Genomic DNA, 16,138 nt, shown 5'->3' with positions numbered 1-16,138 from the left:
CGACACCGGTGTACGGGCGCGCCGCGGCTTCGGCCGGCCCGCTGTCGCTCGTCCTCGTGGGCGTGGCGACAGCGGGCCGCGTCCTGCTATACGGAGGCGTACTCCGTAGCCCCGAGCGCGGTCAGCATCGGGGTGAACTTGGCGGAGGTCTCGGCGAGTTCGGCCTCCGGGTCGGACTGCGCGACGATGCCGCCGCCCGCGAAGACCCGGATGCTGCGCCGGTCGGCCGCGAGCTCTCCGCAGCGTATGGACACCATCCACTCGCCGTCGCCCTGGGCGTCGCACCAGCCCACCGCGCCGGCGTAGAAACCGCGGTCCCCTTCGATCTGCGCGATGGCGTCGCGGGCGTCGTCGGCGGGATGGCCGCAGACCGCCGCGGTCGGATGGAGGGCCAGGGCCAGGTCGAGCGCGGAGGTCTGCTCGCTCCTGAGGGTGCCGGTCACGGGCGTTCCCAGGTGCCACAGGGCCGGCGCCGCCACCAGCGACGGCGAGCTCGGGGCCCGGACGTCCTCGCAGAGCGCCTCCAGCGACCTGCGCAGTCCCTCGACCACGATGGCGTGTTCGCCGAGGTCCTTGACCGATCGGGTCAGGGACTGGGCGATGGCGGCGTCGTGATCGGGGTCCGCCGAGCGTGCGGCGGTGCCGGCCAGCGGGAAGCAGGAGACCTCCCGTCCCACTCGGCGCACCAGGAGCTCCGGGCTCGACCCGACCAGGGCGCGGCCGCTGTAGGGCGCCCCCGCCGGAGTCAGGTCCACGCAAAAGCCGTTGCCCGCGGCGTCGTTGGCCGCGAGTGTGTGCACCAGGGTCATGGGGGCGATGGGGCGGTCGGCGCCGAGGACGAGCGAGCGCGCCAGGACCACCTTGGTCAGCGGATCGTCGGACGCGCGCAGACGGCGCACCGCAGAACCGACGGCCTGGACATGGTCGTCAGGAGAGGGGAGGCGGTCGAGGACGACGCACTCGGGAACGGAGTCGGAAGGGGCGGGGGCGAACCACGGCCCCGGGAGGCGGTGGAGCGCGGCGGGAACGGTGAGAGCGGCGGGAGACCTCAGGTCGAACGGAAGGGCACCGACGAGGGCCGGGATGCGTCCTTCCCTCAGCCGCGTGGCGGCCTCGTACGCGTCATCGAACGCGTCGAGGGAGCCAGGTGCGTGGATCGACTGATGCCGCTTCGAGAGAACGAAGGGAGTGGCCTGCTGACGTGCCATACCTTCCCCCGTCGTCCCAGTCACTGGGATCGTCATAAAACTAGACTATCATGTGAGCGACCTGCTGCGGTATGGTGAAGTCGTCGACGGACGCCGCCGTCGGCAACCGAACCCACCCACCCCCGCGGAAGGGCAGGCATGTCGCACAGTGCGTGGACCAGCGGAGATTTCGTCCCCTGGCCGGCGGAAGAGGCCGCCTCGTACCGGAGTTCCGGATACTGGGCGGGCCTGACCTTCGGCGAGCTGCTCGCACGCCGGGCGGCCGAATCGGGCGAGCGGTCCGCGGTCCGCGACCGTCAGCGGACCTTGACCTACCGTCAACTGGACGAGGCCGCCTCGTCGTTCGCGACCGGGCTGCGGGATCTGGGCATCCGGCCCGGCGACCGGGTACTGCTCCAGATACCCAACCGGGCCGAGTTCCTGGAGGCGCTGTACGCCCTGTTCCGGCTCGGCGCCGTACCCGTCATGTGCCTTCCCGCCCACCGGCACGCCGAACTGGCCGCGATCGCAGAGGCAAGCTCGGCGGCGGCCATCATCGTCGCGCGGGACGGGGACGGTTTCTCCTACCTCGACCTGGCACAGCGGATACGGCAAGAGGTGCCGTCACTGCGTCACGTGATCGCGGCCGGACCCGCGACGGCGCGTGCCGTCTCGCCGTCCGGCGCGGACCTCGACGACCTCTACCCGCCCGCGGCGGAGCTCCCCGCGCCGTCCGCCGACGCGGTGGCCCTGCTCCAGCTGTCCGGGGGCAGCACCGGACTTCCCAAGCTCATCCCGCGCACCCACGACGACTACCTGTACAGCGTGCGGCGCAGCATCGAGATGTGCGGCATCGACGAGTCGTCGGTCTACCTGGCGGTCCTGCCGGCCTCCCACAACTTCACCCTCAGCTCCGCCGGCATCCTCGGCGCGCTGGTGGCGGGCGGCACGGTGGCACTGACGGAGGACCCGAGCCCGTCCTCGGCCTTCGCGTTCATCAAGGAGACCGGCACCACCATCACCGCGCTCGTACCGCCGCTCGCCCGTGTGTGGGTCAACACGGCCGAGCAGTCGGCCGCCCCGGGACTCGACACGCTCCAGGTCGTCCAGATCGGCGGCGCGCGCTGCCCGGCCGAACTGGCCGCCCGGATCAGGCCCGCTCTCGGCGCCTCCGTGCAGCAGGTGTTCGGCATGGCCGAGGGCCTGGTCTGCTACACCCGCCTGGACGACCCCGAGGACATCGCGGTCGCCACCCAGGGCCGGCCGATGTCCGACCGGGACCAGCTGCTCGTGGTCGACGAGCGCGACAGGCCGGTCGAAGCCGGCGCATCCGGCCACCTGCTGACCCGAGGCCCGTACACGATCCGCGGCTACTTCCGTAATCCCGCCGCCAACCGCCGCTCCTTCACCGACGACGGCTGGTACCGGACCGGCGACATCGTCAGCATCCGACCCGACGGGAACCTCGTCGTCGTCGGCCGCTCGGGCGACTTCATCAACCGCAGCGGCGAGAAGCTCTCACCGGAGGAGCTGGAACAGCACCTGCTGAAGCATCCGCTGGTCGACGATGTCATCGCGGTCGGCATGGCCGACGACATGCTCGGCGAACGCACCTGCGTCTTCGTCGTCCCGAGCGCCGCGGACACCGCCCCGTCCCTGACGGACCTGCGCACCTTCGCCCGGCAGAACGGCCTGGCCGACTGGAAGCTGCCCGACGAGCTCAGGGTCGTACCGGAATTCCCCAAGACGAAGGTCGGGAAGGCCAGCCGGGCCGACCTCCGCGCCGTCCTGCGCGGCTGAACCCGGCCCTCCCGTCCCACCACCACCATGCACCAGAGAGGAACCCACGCATGCCCACGATAAGCCGCGAGCAGATGCGGGCCGACATCGCCGAGGCGACCGGCCTCGAGCCCGAGCAGATCGAGGACGAGACCAACCTGCGTGACGCGGGGCTCGACTCCATCCGGCTGATGACCCTCGTCGAGAAGTGGCGGGCCGCCGGAGTCCAGGGCGCCGACTTCGTGGCCCTCGCCTCGTCGCCCACCCTCGGCGCGTGGCTCGCCGAGTTCTCCGTGGACGCGGCCGCAGACGCCCAGACCGCCCGCTGAACCGACCCAGGATAGGAACCGAGCACATGGAAAACCGCAACGAGCAGGTCGATGTCGTCGTCGTCGGTGGAGGGCCGGGCGGATCGACCGTCGCAACGCTGCTGGCGCGCCGGGGCCACTCGGTCGTCCTCCTGGAGAAGGAGAAGTTCCCCCGCTACCAGATCGGGGAGTCCCTCCTTCCCGCCACGGTGCACGGCGTCTGCAAGCTCCTCGGCGTGACCGAGGAGATGGAGGCGGCCAGCTTCATGTACAAGCGCGGCGGCAGCTTCCGCTGGGGGACCAACCCGGTCCCGTGGAACTTCCTCTTCTCCATCTCCCCCGAGTTCTCCGGCCCCACCTCCAACGCCTATCAGGTGGAGCGGGCCCGCTTCGACGAGATCCTGCTGCGCAACGCGGCCCGCTGCGGCGTGGACGTGCGCGAGGAGTGCGACGTCACCGGCGCCCTGCAGGCCGACGGCCGGGTCACCGGTGTCTCCTACCGTGACGCGGACGGCGCCGAGCACCAGATCTCGGCGGCCTACGTGGTGGACGCCTCCGGCAACCGGAGCAGCCTGTGGCGCGCGACCGGCGGCGAGCGCAAGTACTCCGAGCACTTCCAGAACGTGGCCGTCTTCGGCTACTTCAACAACGGCGGTCGCCTGCCCGAGCCCAACAGCGGCAACATCCTCTGCGAGGCGTTCGACGAGGGCTGGCTGTGGTACATCCCGCTCACCGACGACCTGACCAGCGTCGGCGCCGTCATCAGCCGGGAGAACGCCGCCCAGATCCAGGGCGACAAGGAAGCCGCGCTGATGAAGTTCATCGGCCGCAGCACCTACGTCAAGGACATGATGAACGACGCCAAGCGCGTCGACGACGACAGCATGTACGGCACGGTCCGCATCCGTAAGGACTACTCGTACGCCAACACCCGCTTCCACGCCCCCGGCATCGTGCTGATCGGCGACGCGGCGTGCTTCATCGACCCGGTGTTCTCCACCGGCGTCCACCTCGCGACGTACGCCGGCGTGCTGGCCGCGCGCTCCCTCAACAGCGTGCTCGACAAGAGTGTCTCCGAGGAGCGGGCGTTCGCCGAGTTCGAGGGCCGCTACCGCCGCGAGTACTCGGTCTTCTACGAGTTCCTCTCGTCCTTCTACCACATGGACCAGGCCGAGGACTCCTACTTCTGGAAGGCCCGGAAGGTCACCAACCTGTCCGAGTCGTCCTTCGAGTCCTTCGTCTCCCTCGTGGCCGGCGGGTACTCCCAGGAGCGCGTCCTCACCGACGGCGCCCAGGTGGCCGAGCGGTTCGCCCGCTCCGCCGAGGACCTCGCCCAGGCCGCGGAGCGGACCGGCGGCATGGAGACGGACTCCGGTCAGCGCATGAAGCACCTCTTCTCGACCCCCGTCGTGCGGGAGGTCATGGAGGAGATGAACGCCCTGCAGGCCAACAGCGGCGAGGCCACCAAGGTCATCGAACCGCCGCTGCTCGAGGGCGGTCTCGTGCCGACCGCCGACGGCCTCGGGTGGGCGGAGCCGGCCCCGGTGGCCGGCTGACCACCCGGTGACGCGGGACGGGGCGGCCGGTCTCTCCGGCCGCCCGCGGCCCGACACCGCGCGGATCCGCCCGCTCGTGATGCCCGACCCGTTTCCCTGGGGGAACCGACCATGAACAACCCGTTCGACGACCCTGAAGGCACGTTCCACGTCCTCGTCAACGAGGAGAAGCAGTACTCCCTGTGGCCCGCGTTCGTGCCGGCCCCGGCGGGCTGGACCGCCGTGCTGGCGGATGCCACGCGGCAGGAGGCCCTGGCGCACATCGAGGAGAACTGGACCGACATGCGGCCGAAGAGCCTCGCCGAGGCGTCCCGCACCGCATGACCCGGGCGGCCCCGGAAGGGTTGTGAGTGGCATGACCCGCGCGACGGACAGGACGGCTCCTGTCCGTCCGCCGAGGCGTGCCGCCCGGGCGGCGGACAGCGGTCCGCCGCCCGGGGAACGACCGGGTGCCCGTGCGGGGCACACCGGCCGACGACCGCACACGACGGCATCCCGAACCCGAAAGGACGGTACCCATGGACATCGCCGACGGCGTCATCTTCACCGCACGGCTGGCGGCGACCCTGCTGGCCATCCTCCTGCTCGCCATGCTCGGGCGCGCGGCGGCCCGGCTGCTGCGTCAGCCGGAGGTCGTGGGCGAGATCATGGCCGGCCTGTTCGCCGGACCGCTCGTCGTGGGCCTCTTCGGCGGCGACGCGCTCCACAGCCTGCTGCCCGCCAACATGCTCGACACGCTCAAGCTCGTCTCCGAAGGCGGCCTCGCGCTGTTCCTGGTCGGGACCACCCACAAGCTCCGCCTGGGCGTGCAGCGGACGGTGCGCCAGGCCGCAGGACCGGTCGCCCTCGGCGCCTTCGTCCTTCCCCTGGCGACCGGGGCGCTGCTCGCCGGATGGCTGGTGTGGAAGGGGGATCAGGCGGTGCGGGGGCACGCCCCCACCTCGGCGTTCGTGCTCATGGTCGCCGTGTCGATGTGCATCACCGCCGTACCGGTGCTCGCCAGGATCCTCGAAGAGCGGGGCATGCTGGGATCGGTCACCGGACGGGTCGCCATGTTCGCCGCCATCCTCATCGACATCGCCGGATGGATCCTGCTCTCCGTCGCGGTGGGCCTGGCCTCCGGCAGTCCCGCGGGCTTCCTGCGCTCGATGGAGATCTTCGCCGCCGGGGCGCTGCTCGCCCTGGGAGCACGGCGCGCACTGGGCTCCCGGCTGGGCACCGTCATGGTCACCCGGGCCCGCAGGCGCACCGCCCTGGCGATCGGCGCCCTGGCGATCGCGTCGGCCATCGCCTCCGAACGGCTGGGTCTGACCGCGGTCTTCGGCGCCGTGCTCCTGGGGCTCGCCGTTCCGGCCTCCGACTCCGCGCCCTGGGAGTCGGCCGTGGCCTCGGTGACGCGCGTGGGGCGCGGCCTCGTCCCCGTGTTCTTCGTGGTCACCGGCGTAACGGTGCTGACGGCCGGGTTCGGCGACACCCCGTGGGGACTCGTCGCCGTCGTCGTGGTCCTGGGCGCGCTCAGCAAGATCGGCGGCACCTACCTCGGCGCACGGCTGGGCCGGCAGGAGCGCCGGGAGTCCCTGACGGCGGGGGTGCTCATGAACACCCGGGGGCTCACCGAGCTGGTCGTCCTGAAGGTCGGATTCAGCGCGGGAATCCTCTCCCCGCCCCTCTTCCTCGCCATGGTCCTCATGGCACTCGTCACCACGGCCATGACCGGCCCCTGCCTGCTGCTGCTCCGCGGGCGCGACGCCCAGGCCGAGCGGGTCCCCGTCGGGGCCGCGACCTGAGTCGGGCGCACCTGACAGCAGGAATTCGTACTACTTTCGAAACGGGAGGACGCCGATGACCGGCGGCAAGATCGAGTCGCTCGCACTTCTGGGCGCGCAGCAGGGCATCCTGTACGCGCAGCAACTGGTGCCGGACAGTCCCATCTTCAACATCGGTCAGGCCGTGTGGTTCGGCCGGCGCGTCGACCCCGCACTGCTGGGCGAGGCCGTCCGGACGGCCGTCGCGGAATCGGACGTCCTGAGCAACCCCCTGCCCCGGCAGGGCGCCGGCACGCACGCCGCCCCCGCCGACCGTCTCACCACCGAGGTGCACGACCTCGGTGACGAGCCCGATCCGAAGACGGCCGCGCTGGCCGCCATGCGGGCCGACCTCGCCGTGCCGCGCGAGCTGACCGGGGACGACCTCGTCCACAGCGCCTTCTACCGGCTCGGCGAGAACGAGGGCGTCTGGTACCTCCGGTCGCACCACATCCTCCTCGACGCCTACGGGCTCATGCTCGTCTCCCGCCGGGTCTCGGAGCTCTACACCGCCCTCGCCGAGGGCCGCCCGGCCCGCCCCCGCTGGTTCGGACGGACCGCGGACCTGCTGGACGAGGAGATCCAGGCCGAGGCGGAACCCTCCCACGAGGAGGACCGCGCGTTCTGGGCCCGGAAGGTCGACGGCCGCTCCGCCCAGAGGGTGCCCGGCGTCCTCGCGGCCTCGGGCTTCGACGACTACGCCAAGCCGCCCCACCGCGTCACGGTGGAACTCGGCGACGAGGCCCAGGTCCGCCTGCGCGAGGTGGCCGCCGCCCACAAGGTCACCTGGGGCGAGGTCGTCATCGCCGGCTGGGGAACCTACCTCTCCAAGATCATGGGTACCGAGCACATCGCGCCGGGCCTCCCCATGATGTGCCGCTCCACCCCCACGGCGCTCAGCACGCCCGCGGTCACCGTCAACATCCTTCCGCTGCACGTCGACGTCGATCCGCGCGCGACCGTGGCCGAGACCATCCGGCAGTTCGCCGACGAGGTCGGCCAGGTCCGCGCCCACCAGCGCTACCGCCGGGAGAGCATCGCCCGCGAAGCGGGCCTCGTCGGTTCCGACGGCCGGCTCTCGGGATCCCAGATCAACATCAAGGCCTTCGACTACCACCTGGACTTCGGCGGGATCACCGGCGTCCAGCAGGGACTCTCCACCGGGCCCGTCGACGACCTGTCGCTGTCCGCGTACCTCGACTCCAGCCACGGCCTGCGCTTCGACCTCGACGCCAACGCCTCCCTCTTCGACGTCGCCTCCGTGCAGCGCCATCTGCACCGCTTCGTCGCCTACTTCGACAAGATCCTCGGCGCCGCCGACGACCAGCGGATCGGAGCCCTGGCCGTCGCCGACGAGGCGGACCTCCGCCAGGTCGTCACCGACTGGAACCTCGGCCCGCGCCCGGACGACGAGCACACCCTGCTGTCCCTCCTCGACGCCCAGTTCCGCAGCGCCGGCGCCGATCCCGCCGTCGTCTTCCGCGGGGAGAGCCACAGCTTCGCCGAGCTGGACGCGTCCGCGAACCGTCTGTGCCGGCACCTGCTCGCGGCGGGCATCGGCACGGGCGACCGCGTCGCCGTCGCCCTGCCCCGCTCGTACGACCTCGTGGTCGCCCTCATCGCGGTCCTGCGCTGCGGCGCGGCCTACGTCCCCGTCGACACCGCCTATCCGGACGACCGCATCGAGTACATGCTCCAGGACACCCAGGCGCCGGTCGTGATCACCTCGGCCGAGTTCCAGAAGAAGCTGGATCCCATCCTGACGTCCATGCCCGGGACCTCCCTGCTGACCGTCGACGACCTGCCGATCGCCACCGCGATCGCCGCCCGGTCGGCCGCCCCGGTCACCGAAGCGGACCGCGGCGGTCGCCTCCACCCGCAGGCACCGGCCTACGTGATCTACACCTCCGGCACGACGGGACGGCCCAAGGGGGTCGTCCTGTCCCACCGTTCGATCGTGAACCGGATCCGCTGGGGCCAGTCCCAGCTGTTCGCCCTGTCCTCCCGCGACCGGGTGCTGCAGAAGGCCCCGATCAGCTTCGACGTGTCGGTCACCGAGATCTTCTGGACGCTCACCTCGGGCTCCGTCGTCGTGCTGGCCGAGCCGGGACGGCACGGAGACCCGGTCCACCTCGCGCAGTTGATGCGCGACGAGTCCATCACCCTGGCGAACTTCGTACCGTCGATGCTCCAGGCGTTCCTCGAGTCGGAGCCGGACCCCGCGGAACTCGCGCTGCGGCACGTCGTCTGCTCGGGAGAGGCCCTGCCCAGGAGCCTGGCGCTGGAACTCGGCGAGCGGCTCGGCATCACCGCGTGGAACACCTACGGCCCCACCGAGACCGGAGAGCTCACCTTCCACCGGGTCGACCTGCGCTCCGACTCCGCCGTCCACGGCGGCATCGAACCCCTCGGCCGGCCGGCCGCCGAGTGCGACGGCTACATCCTCGACCGGTTCCTCCAGCCCGTTCCGGCCGGTGTCCCCGGAGAGCTGTACCTGGCCGGCGCGCAGCTGGCCAACGGCTACCACAACCAGCCGGCCCTGACCGCCTCCCGCTTCGTCGCCAACCCGTACGGAGAGCCGGGGGAGCGCCTCTACCGCACCGGTGACCTCGCGATGTGGTCCGACTACGGCACCATCGTCTATCTCGGCCGCAACGACGACCAGATCAAGATCCGCGGCTTCCGCGTCGAACTCGCCGAGATCGCGGCGGTCGTCGCGAAGTCCCCCGGCGTCGGCCCCTGCGTGGTCGTCCCGAGGACCGCGCCGAGCGGCGCACTCGTCCTCGTGGCCTACGTGGTGCCGGACGCCGGCGCGGACCTCGACGGTCTCGCGGAGAAGGTCGTCCGGACGACCCGGGAGAACCTGCCCGACCATATGGTCCCCTCGTTCGTGGTCACCCTCGACCGCATCCCGATGACCCCGAACGGCAAGCTCGACCGGCGCGCCCTGCCCGAGCCCGACTACGAGGCCGTCGAGACCAGCCGCCCGCCGGCCGGCGACCTGGAGACCGGGATCGCCCGCATCTTCGAGGACGTCCTCGGCCTGTCGCGCGTCGGCGCCGACGACGACTTCTTCCAGCTCGGAGGGCACTCGCTGCTGGCGACCAGGATCGTCCTGCGTGTGAACCAGGAGTTCGGTACGGACATCTCGCTCCGGACCCTCTTCGACAACCCGACCGTCGCCTCTCTCGCCGGCCGGCTGGACCTGCCCCGCACGGCCGCATGACCCGCATCCGCGCAGCCGGTGACACCGGAGGAACTAGGAGGTCGTCGTGTATGACGTGATCGTGGTCGGTGCCCGGATCGCGGGCGCCTCCACCGCGATGCTCATGGCCCGGGCCGGTTACCGGGTCCTCATGGTCGATCGGGACCGGGTCGTCAGGGACGCCCTGTCCACCCTCTACATCCACCCGTCCGGGGTCGCCGCGCTGCACCGCTGGAACGTGCTGCCCGAGGTCGTGGCCACCGGCTGTCCGCCCCTGGACCGGATCCGCCACACGGCCGGGGAGACGGTGCTCGAAGGCACCCCGGACCGCACGGGCGGTGTCCACGCCGCGTACGCGCCCCGCCGCCGGCTCCTCGACCCGATCCTCATCGGCGCCGCCGTCGACGCCGGGGTCGAGTACCGCCCCAACACCTCCGTCAACGACCTGCTGTTCGAGGACGGCCGGGTCGTCGGGGTCAGGACCGGCTCGGTGCAGGGCGGGGCGGAGCACACCGAACGCGCCCACCTCGTGGTGGGTGCGGACGGCATGCGCTCCACTGTGGCGGCCGGGGTGCGGGCTCCGGTCCTGCTCCAGGACCCGCACCACACCTGCGTGTACTACACCTTCTGGTCCGACCTTCCCCCGCGGCTGCGCACCTTCGAGGCCCCCGGCCGCCGGGTCGCCACCATCCCCACGAACGACGGGGCGACCCTGGTCGCCGCGTACTTCCGGCAGGCGCAGTTCGCGGCCGTACGGGGCGACGCCCTCAACGCGCTGCTCGCGCAGGTCGGGACGACCGCGCCCGAGGTGCGCGAGGAGATGGCGGCGGGCCGCCGGCTGGAGCACGTGCACGGCACCGGAGACCAGCGCAACTTCTTCCGCGAGGCCCAGGGACCCGGCTGGGTGCTGGTCGGTGACGCGGGCCACCACAAGGACTCCATCACCGCTCGGGGCATCACCGACGCCTTCTGCCAGGCGCAGCTTCTGGCCGACTGCGTGGGTGAGGACCTGCGGGACCCGGAGTCGCTGAGCATCGCTCTGAAGCGGTTCGCCGAACAGCGACTGGACGCCCTCCTGCCCGTGTACCGCGGCACGTTGGAGGCGGCGCGGATGGACGCCGGGGGGCCGAGGACAGGGGCCCCGTCGGGTAGGAAGATTTGACCAAAAACTGGCCATTCCTTGGGAAGGGGTGATAGTCTCGGCTGACTTAGTTGAATCTCGATCGGAACGTGTGGCAGATGGTCAAGCGCCGCGTCTGCCGCATGTATCGCTCCCTCGACTTCCTCCAGTGAACCCTCATAACTTCACCCCACGCCACGGTTCCGCGGCCGCCGATCTCCTCGGCCGCGGCCTGGTTCCATTCCGCTGTTCATACGGATCACTGATGGAGCGACGCCGGCTCATCGACTGCGAGATGATGGTGCCGGGGGGCGGCTCAGAGTTGGTCTGAACCGTGCGGGTGCGCAGGGTTCGTCATAGGGGTGAGGGAAGTGACTGTGTCTGAGCCGATGCACCACTCGGGGGTGGCCGATGCCCTGGATGAGATCTTCCGGGAGCTGGGACCTCGAGAACTCGTCCTGTGCCGTGAGCGGATCTTTTCCGCCCGGCCGGCCTCCCTCGCCCGTCTCGGACAGACGATCGGCGTCTCCCGCGAGCGCACGGGCCAGATCGATCACCAGGTGCGCAAGAACCTGAAGGTCGCCTTCTTCGCGTCGGTGTCCGTCGCCGAGGCGGCGCGCTGGATCGTCGACAGCGTTCCCTACGTCGCCGAAGTCAGCCGCCTGGCCGAGCAACGGCCGGAGATGACCACTGTGGTGGAGAGCGTCGGCGTCCCGGTGATCGACGCCCTCGCCGCGGTCGGCACCAAGTTCGAGGTCCGGGAGGGCTGGGTCCTCGCCCCCGACGCGGACGACGCCGTCAGGTCCACCGCGGACGTCCTCGACGCCCATGCCTCGCCCGAAGGGGTCGTGCCGCTGGAAGTCGTCGCCCGCGAGCTCTCCCTGCCGCAGGAGGAGGCGGCGCGCTGGCTCACCCGCTGTGGTCACACCATGGTCGACGACCACGTCCTCATCCGTACCTCCACCCTCGAAGACCACGTCGCCGGCGTCCTGGGCGTCGCCGGTGAGCCGAGGACGCTCGACGCGATCCACGGGCAGCTCCAGCCGAAGCGGACGAGCGCGGCCGTGCGCAACGCGCTCGTGGCGGACGAGCGGTTCATGAAGTCGGACCGGACCGAATGGGCGCTCACCCGTTGGGGGCTGCCGGAGTACATGCCGATCCGTCAGCAGATCGCCCGCCTCGTCACGGAGAGCGGCGGTCAGATCGAGCTGGACAAGCTGATCGACGCCATTCGCTCGCGCTACGACGTGAGCGAGGCCAGTATCAGGACCTACGCCTCCGCCGGAGAATTCCGCCAGGCCAACAACGTCGTCTCCTTCCGGAGCGCGGTGCGCAAGCCGGGCAGCGCCGGGTCAGCACGCGGCCGCAGCCCCCAGGGAACGCCCCGGCTGTACCGCGAGGACGAGGTCCTGCGCTTCCGGATGACGATCAACAACCAGCACAAGCGCGGCTCGTCGTTCAGCCTGCCGTCCGGGCTGGCCGGCCTGCTCGGTGTCGGACCCAACTCGTCGAAGTCCCTCGCGAGCCGACTGGGCCCGCAGGAGATCGTCTGGTCCTCGGTCCAGGCCCGGAGCGGGACGATCAAGCGCTTCCTCGAGGACGTGGGGGCGGAAGTCGGGGACATGGTCTTCCTGACGTTCCGACCCGGTGACGGGTTCGACGTGGAGCCGCTGCGCAAGTCCGGCAGCGGCCTGCGCGCCGCGCTGGCGATGACGGGCCATTCCGGCGCCGGCGATCCGACGCTGACGGACAACGACCTCCTGGCCGCCCTGGCCCACGCCGTCTGGTTGGAGAGTGACGCCTCGCCCGAGGAGGTCCGTGCCGCGCTGGACCGCCGACGCGAGCCGGAGATCGTGGACGCGCTGCTCTCCGAGGCCGAGCGGCCTCCTCAGGTCAGCTGAGATCCGAGCCCGCGCGCTGCTGGGTGAGCAGGCGGAGGCCGAGGGGGTACGACTCGTCGAGTTCGTCGAACGAGGCCCCCTTGTGGTGGTCGGCGCCCGCTCGGCCCGCGGTGAGGTCGATGGTGTAGAGCTGTGCCTCGGCCGTCGCCTCCTTGGGGTGGGGACAGGGCCCGTTGAGGACCGTCCCGAACCGGTGGTCGCCGCCGTTCGGAAGGAGTTCGTTGCCGCCGACGATCGCGCGCAGCCGCGGCGGGGACGGCATGGCGAGAATGGAGTCGTCGAGCGGGCGGGCCAGCCGCCGCCGTGCCGAGGCGAGCATGTCCACGGGACTCGATTCGGCCATGTCCGTCTGGGCTGCCTCGGCAAGGCGGAGCGTCCGGCCCAGCGAGAGGCTGCCTCCGACGAGGAAGGCGCTGAAGCCCACCGTTATCGATTCCTGCGAGGCCATCGACTTCGTTATCGCGACGGTGTCACGTGCCGACATGTTCACTTCACCGGCGATTTCCCGCACGTTTTCCAGCATCTCCGCGTGCGACACGAAGACCGGTTCCCGGTCGTGGGCCGTGAAGAAAATGATCCCCGGTTCATCGATTTCGGTCGATTCTGCGGGTGCACGCGTGATGAGGGCGAAATCCGGAGCTTCGGGAACGGCGCCGGGCTCTTCGTCGTCCGAGAACACTTCCTCGACGAGGGCGGCATCCGCGCCGTGCGTGATGATGAAGTGCAATCCCGCTTCCGTCGGGATTCCCCTCATGGATTCCGGGTCGTCCAGGACATCGAGGAGAGCGGGGATCGCGCCCACCCGAGCGAGGGCGAGGACGGTGACCAGGAATTCGTACCCGGACCTGATGTACACACCCACGCGGTCAAGTGGTGATACACCAGCCGATTCGATCGCCTCGGCGAGATAGTCCGCCCCATCGTTCAGCGACGCGTAGTCAATGAGAAAGCCGTCCCCTAGAACAGCGATGGTTTCCGGACTTCTCTCTGCTGTCTCCCTGACGATGTCATCTACCGATTCCCATTGCATGAGAAATCCCCCCCGTGGTGAGCTCACCGCTCAGCCTGGCGCCAGGCTACCAGACCTGTCCCAGGCGCCTCCGTTCGTCCATGACCTGGAATGTGGCTTGAAGTATGCATCGGAGAATGTCTGATTTTTGCCCCCTCAACCGCTCACAGTCGTGACTTTCCGGCCAAGGGTCGAGTTGTCGGGGCACTCTGCGTTTCATGCCTCGAAGATGGCCGGTACAGAACTGCTGAACACGTGTACGGGGCGGTTGTCCGGTACGAACACGGCGCAGCGTCACCGGGCCGCGCGCCGAGCCGCCCCGGTGACCGCCCGACGAGCACGAAAAGGCACCCGCGGTGGAACACCGCAGAGGCGACGTACAGTGCTCCGGCGACTCGTCGCCGCCGGACCCCGGACCGTGCCGGGGGCGAGCCCACCCACCGTGGCGGCGGAGTCGCGCGGAGAGGGCAGCAAGGGTGCCCCCGGGAACCACCTACCCTTGAGCCATGACCAGCAGCAGCGACCGGAGCCCGGCAGTGGACGTTCCCGCACCCAAGACCTACGAGATCCGCACCTACGGGTGCCAGATGAACGTCCACGACTCCGAGCGGCTCTCCGGTCTGCTGGAGGAGGCGGGTTACGTCCGGGCCCCCAAGGGCGCGGACGGCGACGCCGACGTCGTCGTCTTCAACACCTGCGCGGTCCGCGAGAACGCCGACAACAAGCTGTACGGCAACCTCGGCCGGCTCGCCCCCATGAAGACCACGCGCCCCGGCATGCAGATCGCCGTCGGCGGCTGCCTCGCCCAGAAGGACCGCGACACCATCGTCAAGAAGGCCCCCTGGGTCGACGTGGTCTTCGGCACGCACAACATCGGCAAGCTGCCGGTCCTCCTGGAGCGCGCCCGCGTCCAGGAGGAGGCGCAGATCGAGATCGCCGAGTCCCTGGAGGCCTTCCCCTCCACGCTGCCGACCCGCCGCGAGTCCGCGTACGCCGCCTGGGTCTCGATCTCCGTCGGCTGCAACAACACCTGCACCTTCTGCATCGTCCCCGCCCTGCGCGGCAAGGAGGAGGACCGCCGGCCGGGCGACATCCTCGCCGAGATCGAGGCGCTGGTCGCCGAGGGCGTCTCCGAGATCACCCTGCTCGGCCAGAACGTCAACGCGTACGGCTCCGACCTGGGCGACCGCGAGGCCTTCAGCAAGCTGCTGCGCGCCTGCGGCCAGATCGAGGGGCTGGAGCGCGTCCGCTTCACCTCCCCGCACCCCCGCGACTTCACCGACGACGTCATCGCGGCGATGGCCGAGACGCCGAACGTCATGCCGCAGCTCCACATGCCGCTCCAGTCCGGCTCGGACACGATCCTCCGCGCGATGCGCCGCTCCTACCGGCAGGAGCGTTTCCTCGGGATCATCGAGAAGGTCCGCGCGGCCATTCCGCACGCGGCCATCTCCACCGACATCATCGTGGGCTTCCCCGGCGAGACCGAGGAGGACTTCGAGCAGACGATGCACACCGTCCGCGAGGCCCGCTTCGCGAACGCCTTCACCTTCCAGTACTCCAAGCGCCCCGGCACCCCGGCGGCGACCATGGAGGGCCAGATCCCGAAGGAGGTCGTGCAGGCGCGCTACGAGCGCCTCGTCGCCCTCCAGGAGGAGATCTCCTGGGAGGAGAACAAGAAGCAGGTCGGCCGCACCCTGGAGGTCATGGTCGCGGAGGGCGAGGGCCGCAAGGACGGCGAGACCCACCGCCTCTCGGGCCGCGCCCCCGACAACCGCCTCGTCCACTTCACGAAGCCTTCGCAGGACGTGCGCCCCGGCGACGTGGTGACCGTCGAGATCACCTACGCGGCCCCGCACCACCTCCTGGCGGAGGGCGAGGTCTCCTCCGTCCGCCGCACGCGCGCGGGTGACGCCTGGGAGAAGCGCACGGCGGCCCCGAAGCCGACGGGCGTCCTCCTGGGCCTCCCACAGATCGGCGCCCCGGCCCCCCTCCCCCCGGCAGAAACCCCGGCCTGCGGCACGCACTGACCCCACGCCGGGTCTGGGCGCCGCCGGGGCCCACCCCGTGTGGGCCCGCGCCCCGGCCGGGCGGTGCCCCGCCGCCGTGTGGGGCCCGCGCCCGGTCTGGGCGGTGCCCACCGCCCGTGTGGGCAATCGTCCCGCTGGGGCGGGACGGGTGGGCACACGGGACGGCGCGCCCAGCGGCGCCTCCGCGTTCCGAGCCTGAACCCGCACCGGATGCGCGGCGCACGACGTGGTGCGGGTT

General features: G+C 70.8%; 11 protein-coding genes. 9 read left to right on the top strand and 2 right to left on the bottom strand.

The genetic code is table 11. From position 1 onward, the window contains the following. Positions 1 to 86: 86 nt before the first annotated feature. Positions 87 to 1,208, bottom strand: a complete 1,122-nt coding sequence (locus tag ACWGN5_RS22325) for an isochorismate synthase (protein ID WP_453517860.1) — start codon at positions 1,206 to 1,208, stop codon at positions 87 to 89. 138 nt (positions 1,209 to 1,346) lie between these two features. On the opposite strand from ACWGN5_RS22325, the gene ACWGN5_RS22320 reads away from it, so the two are divergent. From ACWGN5_RS22320 to ACWGN5_RS22285, 8 genes are all read left to right on the top strand, one after another. Next, positions 1,347 to 2,987, top strand: coding sequence for a (2,3-dihydroxybenzoyl)adenylate synthase (locus ACWGN5_RS22320; RefSeq protein WP_453517857.1), 1,641 nt, complete (start codon positions 1,347 to 1,349; stop codon positions 2,985 to 2,987). A 50-nt stretch (positions 2,988 to 3,037) separates the two neighbouring features. Beyond that, positions 3,038 to 3,295: a phosphopantetheine-binding protein gene (locus ACWGN5_RS22315; RefSeq protein WP_453517855.1), complete on the top strand. Its 258-nt coding sequence runs from the start codon at positions 3,038 to 3,040 to the stop codon at positions 3,293 to 3,295. A gap of 26 nt (positions 3,296 to 3,321) precedes the next feature. After that, positions 3,322 to 4,830: a tryptophan 7-halogenase gene (locus ACWGN5_RS22310; protein WP_453517852.1), complete on the top strand. Its 1,509-nt coding sequence runs from the start codon at positions 3,322 to 3,324 to the stop codon at positions 4,828 to 4,830. Positions 4,831 to 4,941: 111 nt separating this feature from the next. After that, positions 4,942 to 5,154 carry an MbtH family protein gene (locus tag ACWGN5_RS22305; protein ID WP_453517849.1) on the top strand — a complete coding sequence of 71 codons (213 nt, stop codon included), beginning with the start codon at positions 4,942 to 4,944 and terminating at the stop codon, positions 5,152 to 5,154. A 194-nt stretch (positions 5,155 to 5,348) separates the two neighbouring features. After that, positions 5,349 to 6,617: a cation:proton antiporter gene (locus ACWGN5_RS22300; protein ID WP_453517846.1), complete on the top strand. Its 1,269-nt coding sequence runs from the start codon at positions 5,349 to 5,351 to the stop codon at positions 6,615 to 6,617. 55 nt (positions 6,618 to 6,672) lie between these two features. Then, the gene (locus ACWGN5_RS22295; protein ID WP_453517843.1) at positions 6,673 to 9,861 is read left to right on the top strand and encodes an amino acid adenylation domain-containing protein; all 3,189 of its coding nucleotides are present in this window, start codon (positions 6,673 to 6,675) and stop codon (positions 9,859 to 9,861) included. Between the two features lie 46 nt (positions 9,862 to 9,907). Next, positions 9,908 to 11,002 (top strand): NAD(P)/FAD-dependent oxidoreductase, encoded by a 1,095-nt coding sequence (locus ACWGN5_RS22290; protein WP_453517842.1) that lies wholly within the window; start codon positions 9,908 to 9,910, stop codon positions 11,000 to 11,002. 335 nt (positions 11,003 to 11,337) lie between these two features. Next, positions 11,338 to 12,861, top strand: coding sequence for a hypothetical protein (locus tag ACWGN5_RS22285; RefSeq protein ID WP_453517840.1), 1,524 nt, complete (start codon positions 11,338 to 11,340; stop codon positions 12,859 to 12,861). Here the strand turns inward: ACWGN5_RS22285 and ACWGN5_RS22280 are convergent. Next, positions 12,854 to 13,891 (bottom strand): AMP-binding protein, encoded by a 1,038-nt coding sequence (locus ACWGN5_RS22280; RefSeq protein ID WP_453517837.1) that lies wholly within the window; start codon positions 13,889 to 13,891, stop codon positions 12,854 to 12,856. The two genes, ACWGN5_RS22285 and ACWGN5_RS22280, sit on opposite strands and share 8 nt — an antisense overlap. Before the next feature lie 485 nt (positions 13,892 to 14,376). On the opposite strand from ACWGN5_RS22280, the gene miaB reads away from it, so the two are divergent. Further along, positions 14,377 to 15,900, top strand: a complete 1,524-nt coding sequence (miaB, locus tag ACWGN5_RS22275) for a tRNA (N6-isopentenyl adenosine(37)-C2)-methylthiotransferase MiaB (protein ID WP_453517836.1) — start codon at positions 14,377 to 14,379, stop codon at positions 15,898 to 15,900. Positions 15,901 to 16,138: the final 238 nt, after the last annotated feature.

This window comes from Streptomyces sp. NPDC055815 (assembly GCF_053616475.1).
Note: the sequence above shows the minus strand (reverse complement) of the source record. Positions and strands in the feature narration are given on the sequence as shown.